The organism is Brevibacillus sp. SIMBA_040 (genome assembly GCF_046535075.1).
Classification (GTDB): Bacteria; Bacillota; Bacilli; order Brevibacillales; family Brevibacillaceae; genus Brevibacillus.
Genome location: NZ_JAWRXI010000010.1, coordinates 290962 through 300330, shown reverse-complemented (window position 1 = coordinate 300330; position 9369 = coordinate 290962). Strand labels below are relative to the sequence as shown.

Sequence of the window (9369 nt, the reverse complement as noted above, 5' to 3'; positions counted from 1 at the left end):
AGATGAACCGCCGTATACCGAACGGTACGTACGGTGGTGTGAGAGGACGGGGGCTAGCCACCCCCTCCTACTCGATTGAAATTTAAAGCAAGAAAGTAACAATTACAAATTAGATTATACATTTACGCAAATCAATTGAGTCAATGGTGATGATCATGTAATGCGCCAGTTTGTTGACTCAGATACCGGAGAAATATTCTACACCGAGGAAGTGTTGCGCCGGTCGGATGAGATAGTAAAAGTATTTCGCCCTGTCGGCCGTAGCTCAAAATTTGTAAAGATCAAAGCCAGCCAGAAGGCAAAGAGACGGCTAAGGAAGCTGTCTCTCGCAGAGGCTGGCTTTTTGTTGAAGATCGCACCATACGCATCTGAGGGAACAAACCTCCTGCAGGGTGATAACGAGCGCGGTCAAAAGGGAATGCCGCTCACGGTAAAAGACCTTGCCCGCATCGCTGACTGCTCCTATCCAACAGCGCGCAAGATCGTGAAGACATTCATTGAGCTGCACGTCTTACGCCGCACCGATCTGGAAGGGCGGTCAGCATTGGCAATCAATCCGCTTTATTCCCTCAACGGGAAAACAGCAGAAGCGTGGCTCCTGCAGCTGTTCAAACAGGAGATCACAGAGGCTGGAGAAGACCCCAATTTGGATTAGGGGGTCGCCAGAAGGAAACAGCCAGCAGAGCCTTGGCGCTCTAAGCATCAACCGCATTTTTTGCGGTGAAAGGAAACATATACTTTTTCGCATGAATAGTAGTCGTTTCGTTACACCACCAAAACACAGCACCAGCCCAACTGCAACAAGGCTTTCAGAGGTTTCGGGGCTGGCGATATTCTTTATTCTTACTTTAATGCCACGAAGGAGCTGAACAGCTTGGACATACGGAAATTACATATCTCAAAGGTCAACCCTGCTCCCTATAATCCGAGGGTAGACTTACAGCCTGGTGATCCAGAATACGAGAAGCTGAAACGATCGATTCAGGAGTTTGGATACGTGCAGTTGCTTGTCTGGAATGAACGATCAGGAAACCTCGTTGGAGGGCATCAAGGATTCAAGATACTAGTTAACGAGCTAGGGAGGACTGAGGTAGACGTCTCTGTTGTGGACCTGGATGATGCCCAGGAGAAAGCACTCAACATCGCTCTAAACAAGATCAGTGGTGCTTGGGACGAGGAAAGGCTCGCACTGGTGTTGGCTGAGCTACAAGAGAGCGAATTGGATCTCACTCTTTCTGGCTTCGACATTGAGGAAGTCACAGAATTGCTCAGTGAGTACATAGACACCGAGGTGGACGAACCTGTTGTCCAGGATGATTTTGATATCCAGAAGGCGCTAAACGAGATTAAGGAGCCCGAGACGAAGCCAGGGGATATCTGGCAGCTGGGACGGCATCTTCTCATGTGTGGAGATTCTACAAGTCTGGACAATGTGCAGACACTCATGGATGGTACAAAGGCTGATTTGGTAGTGACGGACCCTCCGTACAATGTCGCTTTTCAGAGCGATTCAGCCGAGCTCGCTGCAGATGGGCGGGAAAGCATCATGAATGATGATATGCCCATGGAGCAATTCGAGGTGTTTCTGGAGGATGTTTTCCGAAGTTATGCAGCGGTTATGGAAAAGCAGGCTGCTATTTATGTTTTCCATCCTTCTGGTTATCAGCGTGAATTCGAGAATCAAATGAACTCAGCTGGTATCGTCGTCAGAAGACAGTGCATCTGGGTGAAAAATGCGTCTACATTCGGATTCGCTCAGTACAAATTCAAGCATGAACCAGTGTTCTATGCTCATTTGAAAGGGCAAGCTCCCGCATGGTACGGGGATCGCAAGCAGACGACAGTTTGGCGGTCAGGTTTACAAGCAGAAGTGAATGAACCTGAGACGGTCTGGGAAGTGTCACGAGGCGACGTCAATAAATACGTTCATCCCACACAAAAGCCTCTCGAGCTCCTGGCTATCCCGATCAGAAACAGCAGTCAGAAGCATGACACGGTTGCGGACTTCTTTGGCGGCAGCGGATCAACACTCATGACTTGTGAACAGATGGGACGCACCTGCAGAAGCATGGAGCTCGACCCAAAATTCTGCGATGTCATTAAGCGTAGATATTACGAGGCAACCGGCATAGAGCCAGTCCTAATTCGTAGGTTGCAGGAAGCTGCTTAAAACAGCAAAAGGGAGACGCGTGAACGTCCCCCTCTGCACCCGGGTCACCCCGGCTGAGATAGCGAAGAGCTGCGGCCGCAGTTTTTAACCAAGTCGCTATCTCGTTTTCCATTTTACAGGAAAGCCGAGGGTGTCACAATGAAAACAACAGCCGAACTATCTCCGGTTGATTCTCTTGATCTTCTCTTGCAGCACGAAGTTGAAATGATGGAAGGCATTATAGAATCAAAGGAGCAATACAGAAAAGTCATAAAAGCAGCCATAGCAAAATGGGTAAAGGACTTCCAGTCTGGTCATATTGAAATCAAGACGGTTGATGATTTGAAGAAGCTGATCGAGCTTGATATCGAATTGCAAAAGGATACGATCTGAGTGTTAAAATGGAAAGCCATTTCCTTATAGTGGGTATGGGCAGGTACGCCCAAAAACCACAAGGAGGATTTTCTAATGACACACACTGACGAGTTTGTCCTGACAATGATGTATGTAGCAGTTGAGAAAGGAAAAGAACTGGGGACTGTTCACAGTTACTTTTCAAAACGAAATGATTTAGGGGATTTAATCCGGGCCATGATTATGTTGGAGCGATTGGGTTATGTAACCGTTCCGTCAGAATCTTGGAGTTATGGTGATTCCTACAACCCAGTTCCAGTAGAAATCGTTATGACTGGCGTGAAGCTGACAAATCACGGCAGGCAAAAGGCACGACAACTAATACCAATCGTGAGAGAGCGTCTGAAATAGGCGCTCTTCTTTTTTGAAATCAAACCTTTTTCAATCAGCATCTCCGTCGTCATCTTGTTGATCATCAATAAAATTTTTTGGTGGAATGTAAAAGTTTGATTTATGGAGCATGTAAAAGCCGATTCCAACTATAAGGATGAGAGAATAGATTGTGAGAATTTCACTCATCTTACTGAGCTCCTTCGCAAACAGTAATTTACAGATCTTATGTAGCATTAAAAAATACATGACTATATTTTAGATTCAAACATAAATAACCGGGGGTGGTGATATGTAATGGCTCGTGCAAGGAGTCCGAATCGTGAGCTCGCTGAAAAGATGTACTTAGAAAGCGGAGGAACCATTCTTCTCAAGCAAATTGCCGAGCATCTTGGGGTAAGCGATTCGCTCGTTAGAAAGTGGAAGAATCAGGACAAATGGGCATTAAAGCTAAATAGTAACGTTACCAATGGTAAAAGTAACGTTACTAAAAAAGTTGGCGCACCAAAAGGTAACAAGAACGCAGCTGGACACGGGGCTCCCAAGGGAAACAAGAATGCTGTAGGCAATGCAGGCGGCGGTGCTCCCCCGCGTAATACAAACGCTGTGAAAACAGGAGAGCATCAATCTATTTGGATGGATGCACTTTCTTCTGAGCAGCAGGACGTAGTGGCGAGGGTCAACTTAGAGCCAATGGAACAGATAAACCAATCCATAACGCTCTATGCCTGGCGCGAACGCGAAATCATGATTAGGATAGCAAGGATAGAAAGTGGACTCACCGAGAAACAACGGCGCGTCCTACAGCAACGACTATCATTAAAGGACCCTGTTCAGGTCTACGATGAAAAGCTAGGCAAAAACAAGACAGTCGTTGTCTCACGTAATGAAATGGTAACCACCGAGATTGCTGAGACAGAGTACAGAGCAATCGATGACATCCTTAACCTTCAAGAAGCTCTAACACGGGTCACAGACAGGAAGCTCCGCGCCGTTGAGATGAAGCACAAGTTGAAGCTCAATGATGATCCTGACGAAGAAGAGGACGACGGCTTTATTGAGGCTCTGGACGGTAAGGTTCCAGAGATATGGGGCGATGAGGACGAGTGAATTTTATGCAAGATTTTATGCAGTCTGACCTTGGGAAATAAACAGTGGCAATCGCTGAAAACCGCGTTGTTATTGGGTTTGTATAAATGATGTATAAACGTCGGTTATCCACACCTCATAAGAACCGCGTCGTTATCGCATTTTTACTTTCGGATTGAGTCAGATAATAAATATTATGTGAACTAGAAATGAATACGATATACATTTTCGACAAGGAGGTAGAGGGTGATGAATTAGATGAAAAAAGTTAAGTCTGCGTCTTTCAAGTGGAAACCTCTATCGACTAAACAATTGAAGGTACTGACATGGTGGCGCCCCGGCTCTCCTGTAAAGGATAGGGATGCCATTATTTGTGATGGATCTGTCCGTGCCGGTAAAACAATCGCAATGTCATTTTCCTTTGTTGCTTGGGCTATGGATACATTCGATGGCGAAAATCTTGGAATGTCCGGAAAGACAATCGGGGCGCTACGCAGGAACGTTTTACAGCCATTGAAACGCATACTCAAAGGTCGCGGATACAAATGCATGGACCACCAATCCGCAAACTATCTGACCATTACCTACAAAGGGAAAACGAACTATTTCTATCTGTTTGGCGGAAAAGATGAAAGCTCTCAGGATTTGATCCAGGGGATTACTCTTGCTGGTATGTTCTTTGATGAAGTGGCACTAATGCCACAGTCATTTGTGAGCCAAGCCACTGCACGTTGTTCGGTAGACGGTGCGAAATTTTGGTTTAACTGTAACCCTGCTGGTCCATATCACTGGTTTAAAGAAGAGTGGCTAAATAAACTTGAGAATAAAAATGCTCTGCATATCCATTTCACCATGGATGACAATTTATCACTGTCACCTAAGACCAAGGAACGATATATGCGGATGTATACCGGTATTTTCTTCGATCGCTTCATTCGTGGACTATGGGTGCTGGCAGAAGGCATCATCTACGACATGTGGGACGAAGAAAAGAATACATTCGACGATGACGATCTGGTACCAGGATTCAAGCAGCTGGCTCGCCGTTATATCACTATCGACTATGGGACGAGTAATCCGATGGTTTTCTTGGACGTTTGGGATGATGGAGATACGTGTTGGGTGTTGAATGAGTATTATTACGACGGACGAGACAAAGGCGTACAGAAGGAAGACTGTCAATACGCTGCTGATTTCGATGACTTTGTTGGCTCAGATGGTAAACCTGTATATGCAATCATAGACCCGTCAGCTGCAAGTTTTAAAATAGCATTGAAGAATCGGAGATATATGGTTAAAGAAGCTGATAATGCCGTTGAGGACGGAATACGAAATGTCTCCACAATGATGGCTAAGCGAAAGCTCCGTGTGCATCGTCGTAATTGCCCGAACTTCTTGAAAGAAAGAGCTAGCTACATTTGGGATGAGAAGGCAGGGCAGAGCGGTAAGGAAAAGCCAGTAAAGCAAGTCGACCACTGCATGGATGCTATCAGGTATTTCGTTAAAACGATCATCAAACCTAGACGTTTGCTAGGGTAGGAAAGGATGTGACGATATGACAAAAGAATTGCTCGAAGCTGCACAAGAAACTGCTTTAACCCTTTGTACACAGATTAAAACGCAGGCAAATAACACTGAATTCCCTCATGACTTGGAATCCATGGCAGGAATCGTACATGCAACTACGGAGCTACTTCATCTACTCAGTGAATATTAGGCCTGAATCCGAGTCCCCGAAGAAAGGAGGGAAGTCATGAGCAGGAAGCACAGAAAACAGAAGAACGTAAGAGACGCGAGGCAGCCCCCAGTTCAAAAGCCTAATAAGCCGGCTGCGAAGTTGCCGCCCGGCCTGACTACAGACGCATTCTCGAATGTGCTTGCCCGCCTGGGAAGTGGAACACCGAACCTTATGGAAGGCACCGATTACACATTGACGCGGTTATCCAAGAACTATCAGCTACTGAATACCCTTTACCGCGAACACTGGATCATAGGAAAGATCATCGACGCGATTCCAGAGGACATGACGCGTAACTGGATCACAATCACCACACAGCTTCCACCTGAAGACATCAGAAAGATAGACAAGCTATGGCGTGTACGGCGGGTTAAGTCAAAGATTCTTGAAGGGCTTAAGTGGGGGCGATTATACGGTGGTGCTGTTGCTCTGATCATGATTGAGGGACACGACGATATCTTAGATCAACCCTTGGACTTTGATCTGATTATGCCCGGTTCGTTTAAAGGTTTGATGATTCTGGATCGCTGGTCCGGTGTGTACCCAAATTCTGAACTGGTAAGCAATATTGATGACGTAGAGTTTGGGCTTCCCGAGTCCTATCAATTAACCATGGAAGCAGGACAAACCACACAGGTCCATCATAGCCGTATTCTTCGTTTCGCTGGTCGACAGCTTCCGCATTGGGAGAGGCTAGCAGAGACCCACTGGGGTGCGTCTGAGGTTGAGAGAGTCTTCGATGAATTAAAGAAGCGTGATAACACATCTTGGAACATAGCGCAGCTGATCTTTTTGGCAAATCTCCGTGTACTGAAAATGGGAGATATGGGTGAACTACTCGCCATTGGAGACGAGAAAGCACAACAAGAATTTTACAATACCCTTCAAGCCCAGAACTGGCTAATGAGCAATATGGGTTTGCACCTGCTCAATAAGGACGACGCTTTTGAGACGCATCAATATTCCTTCTCCGGGCTAAACGATATTTACGAAAGCTTCATGCTTGACATTTCAGGAGCAAGTGAAATTCCAGTTACAAGGCTGTTTGGCAGATCGCCAGCAGGTATGAATGCAACCGGGGAAAGTGATCTGCAAAACTATTACGAGGTGGTTCAGCAGCAACAAGAATCCACCCTTGGTCCGATCCTCGACAAACTACTTCCGATCATTTGCATGTCTGAGTTTGGGGCCATACCTGATGACATCGACTACACGTTCGATCCAATCAGAACGCCTAATGATAAAGACGTTGCGGAACTGGTAGACAAGAAAACAACGTCGATTATCAATGTGTTTCAGGCGGGTATTATCGGCCAGAAAACAGCATTGAAGGAACTAAAGCAGATGAGCGAGACAACAGGCATGTTTACCAACATCACAGACAAGGATATCGAAGATGCTGATGAAACCACTCATCAAGGCGAGTTTGGATTTGGTGGTGAATTAGGCTATGGCGACGAAATCGAAAACCCTTTGGGCACCGAAACGCCGTATAGAGCAGGCTTACCGCAAAGCGATTCAAGCGGCTTTGAAAAGTTTAAGCGAGTCTTTGACCGATTTAGAAAACATCGAAGAAATTCTTAGTCGTATCAGGAATTTCACCTACGATCCTAAGTTCATGGAATACGCAAACGCCGAAGCCTTGAAAATGGTAACGCACCTATTCAGCGATTCGGGTAGAACATGGCGGCAGGCTGCCAGAACAAACAGCAGAGGACGCCTAATCTATAAGGCACTGCAACGAGAGCTACAGGGGCCTATCGGTGCAGATCTGCGCTTTCAGGCTGAGAGAAATGCAGCATTAATCAAGTCGTTGCCACTCGATATAGCCAAGAAGGTCAACGAACAGGTACTCCGCGAGGCAATGAAAGGAACGAGGTCCAGCGAAATTGCAAAGCTGATCAAGGAGTCCTTTCCAGAGGAATCACAAGCAAGGGCAAACCTGATCGCTCGGACAGAGGTAAGCAAAACCTCTACAGCATTGACTCGGGCGCGCTGTCATTTTGTTGGAGCTGATTGGTATGTATGGAGGACTAGCGAGGACTCACGTGTTCGTAGCTCCCATGAAATCATGGATGGTGTGATAGTCAAATGGAGCAATCCTCCGAGTCCCGAAAGCCTAGACGGAGAGACCCGGACATATGGACATTACCATGCTGGTGAAATCTTCAACTGCCGGTGTTATGCCGATCCTGTTATTGATCTTGATTTGATCAGCTGGCCTGCAAAGGTGTACTACGGTGGGCGTATCCAGCGCATGACGCGAAAACAATTTGAAATGATCGTTTAGGCGGAGCCGCATATCAGGCTTCTTTTTTATTGCCTGAGAGGGGGTGAGAAACATTAGAAGAGCATATTACGGTTCACGGTTTAGCAAGAACATGACGGCTACGCCAGAAGGCTTCCTGATCTGCCACAACGTGCCGATTGCCCGTACCGGATGGTATGAGTACCTGGGGAAAGAAATAGGCGCAGAAGACAAACACGATGAACTAGTGAAGGTGTACCGAAGCCCGGAAGAGGTATTTAGCCCGGCGGCTATCGCAAGTTTCGAGGGGAAAGTCCTAACGGATGAGCATCCAAACGAAGCCGTGACGCCAATAAACGCAGTAAGGTACACCAAAGGAGTCATCCAAAACGTACGACGAGGTTCAGGCCCAGACGATGACCTCCTGCTGGCTGATCTGGTCGTTATAGACCATAACTTGATCAATGAGATACAGGAAGGCAAACGGGAGGTCTCATGCGGCTACGATTGCGTGTACGAGGCTATGGAAGATGGCACGTACCATCAACGGCAAATATGCGGGAATCATGTCGCTGTCGTACATAGCGGCAGAGCAGGTGACCGCGTTGCAATACAAGATTCAAAATCCCAATCGCTTGGGAATACTCAGAATCCGAAAGGAGATACAAGCATGCCAGGTACAGATCAAAAGATAGTTTTACCAAAGAAATCTCAACAGAATTTAAAGATCACTAACTTTCTTGCAGCAGTAGGTTTGAAGTATTTCGCTAAGGACGCAAATCCAGAAGATGTTCAGGATGCTGTGGAGGCTATGGTTGAGGAAAGAGGGGCAACGGACAACCTCCTAGATAATCCGGCCAAAGAGCCAGCAGCAGACAACCAAGACCCTGCTGTTGCTGCATTGGCTGATCAAGTAGCCAAGCTGACCGAACTCGTCACAGGACTTGTGCAAAACAATGCAAATAAAGACGAGAAGCCAGAGGATGCAATCGACAACGCCATTGACGAGCTTGAAAAGGCGAGTGGTTCTGAAGCCGCAGATGATGAAGAAGAAAGCCACACTATCCCAGTTGAAAACATGGACGATGTTGGTCCTATCACTGACCCAGAAGACCGTCCGGAAAGTGTGATGACAGGCGATAACGCTTATAAAATTCAAGCTCTAAAAGCAATGAAGCCTATCCTTGCGGCTATTCCAGATCCAGCACAACGCAAGCGCGCTGCTGATGCGGCTATCGCAAGTATCGTTGCAAAACCGTCCGGAAATGCCTATGCAAAAATCGCTAAGAACCAAAGAAAGCCCGCCAATGACAGTAAGCCACCTGTTGATCACTCGCAGCTAGGAAGGGAAATCGCAAAAAAACACAATCCGCACTACAGAGAACAAGCTTAAGGAGGACG

10 protein-coding genes are annotated in these 9369 nt (G+C 46.7%); all 10 read left to right on the top strand.

Annotated features, from left to right (window positions below; all coding sequences use genetic code 11):
• Positions 1-160 precede the first annotated feature (160 nt).
• Positions 161-655 (top strand): hypothetical protein, encoded by a 495-nt coding sequence (locus SB752_RS19180; protein ID WP_410717176.1) that lies wholly within the window; start codon positions 161-163, stop codon positions 653-655.
• A 219-nt stretch (positions 656-874) separates the two neighbouring features.
• Positions 875-2170: a site-specific DNA-methyltransferase gene (locus SB752_RS19175; RefSeq protein ID WP_410717175.1), complete on the top strand. Its 1296-nt coding sequence runs from the start codon at positions 875-877 to the stop codon at positions 2168-2170.
• Between the two features lie 138 nt (positions 2171-2308).
• Entirely contained in the window at positions 2309-2542 is a 234-nt protein-coding gene (locus SB752_RS19170) for a hypothetical protein (RefSeq protein ID WP_410717174.1), read from the top strand.
• Between the two features lie 75 nt (positions 2543-2617).
• A complete protein-coding gene (locus SB752_RS19165) occupies positions 2618-2914 on the top strand; it encodes a hypothetical protein (protein WP_410717173.1) in 297 nt (98 codons plus the stop codon).
• 276 nt (positions 2915-3190) lie between these two features.
• A complete protein-coding gene (locus tag SB752_RS19160; protein WP_410717172.1) occupies positions 3191-4003 on the top strand; it encodes a phage terminase small subunit-related protein in 813 nt (270 codons plus the stop codon).
• A 237-nt stretch (positions 4004-4240) separates the two neighbouring features.
• Positions 4241-5521 carry a PBSX family phage terminase large subunit gene (locus tag SB752_RS19155; protein ID WP_410717171.1) on the top strand — a complete coding sequence of 427 codons (1281 nt, stop codon included), beginning with the start codon at positions 4241-4243 and terminating at the stop codon, positions 5519-5521.
• A gap of 16 nt (positions 5522-5537) precedes the next feature.
• Complete coding sequence (locus SB752_RS19150; RefSeq protein ID WP_410717170.1) at positions 5538-5699, top strand: hypothetical protein; 162 nt, start codon at positions 5538-5540, stop codon at positions 5697-5699.
• Positions 5700-5735: 36 nt separating this feature from the next.
• A complete protein-coding gene (locus SB752_RS19145; protein ID WP_410717169.1) occupies positions 5736-7304 on the top strand; it encodes a phage portal protein in 1569 nt (522 codons plus the stop codon).
• Positions 7305-7338: 34 nt separating this feature from the next.
• Positions 7339-8010 carry a phage head morphogenesis protein gene (locus SB752_RS19140; RefSeq protein WP_410717168.1) on the top strand — a complete coding sequence of 224 codons (672 nt, stop codon included), beginning with the start codon at positions 7339-7341 and terminating at the stop codon, positions 8008-8010.
• A gap of 43 nt (positions 8011-8053) precedes the next feature.
• On the top strand, positions 8054-9361 hold the full coding sequence (locus SB752_RS19135; RefSeq protein WP_410717167.1) for a DUF2213 domain-containing protein: 1308 nt from the start codon (positions 8054-8056) through the stop codon (positions 9359-9361).
• Positions 9362-9369: the final 8 nt, after the last annotated feature.

What these genes read in the sequence shown, in the direction of transcription:
- SB752_RS19165 (WP_410717173.1), top strand. Translation starts at nt 2,618, where the DNA reads ATGACACACACTGACGAGTTTGTCCTGACAATGATGTATGTAGCAGTT.
- SB752_RS19160 (WP_410717172.1), top strand. Translation starts at nt 3,191, where the DNA reads ATGGCTCGTGCAAGGAGTCCGAATCGTGAGCTCGCTGAAAAGATGTAC.
- SB752_RS19145 (WP_410717169.1), top strand. Translation starts at nt 5,736, where the DNA reads ATGAGCAGGAAGCACAGAAAACAGAAGAACGTAAGAGACGCGAGGCAG.
- SB752_RS19180 (WP_410717176.1), top strand. Translation starts at nt 161, where the DNA reads ATGCGCCAGTTTGTTGACTCAGATACCGGAGAAATATTCTACACCGAG.
- SB752_RS19170 (WP_410717174.1), top strand. Translation starts at nt 2,309, where the DNA reads ATGAAAACAACAGCCGAACTATCTCCGGTTGATTCTCTTGATCTTCTC.
- SB752_RS19140 (WP_410717168.1), top strand. Translation starts at nt 7,339, where the DNA reads ATGGAATACGCAAACGCCGAAGCCTTGAAAATGGTAACGCACCTATTC.
- SB752_RS19150 (WP_410717170.1), top strand. Translation starts at nt 5,538, where the DNA reads ATGACAAAAGAATTGCTCGAAGCTGCACAAGAAACTGCTTTAACCCTT.
- SB752_RS19155 (WP_410717171.1), top strand. Translation starts at nt 4,241, where the DNA reads ATGAAAAAAGTTAAGTCTGCGTCTTTCAAGTGGAAACCTCTATCGACT.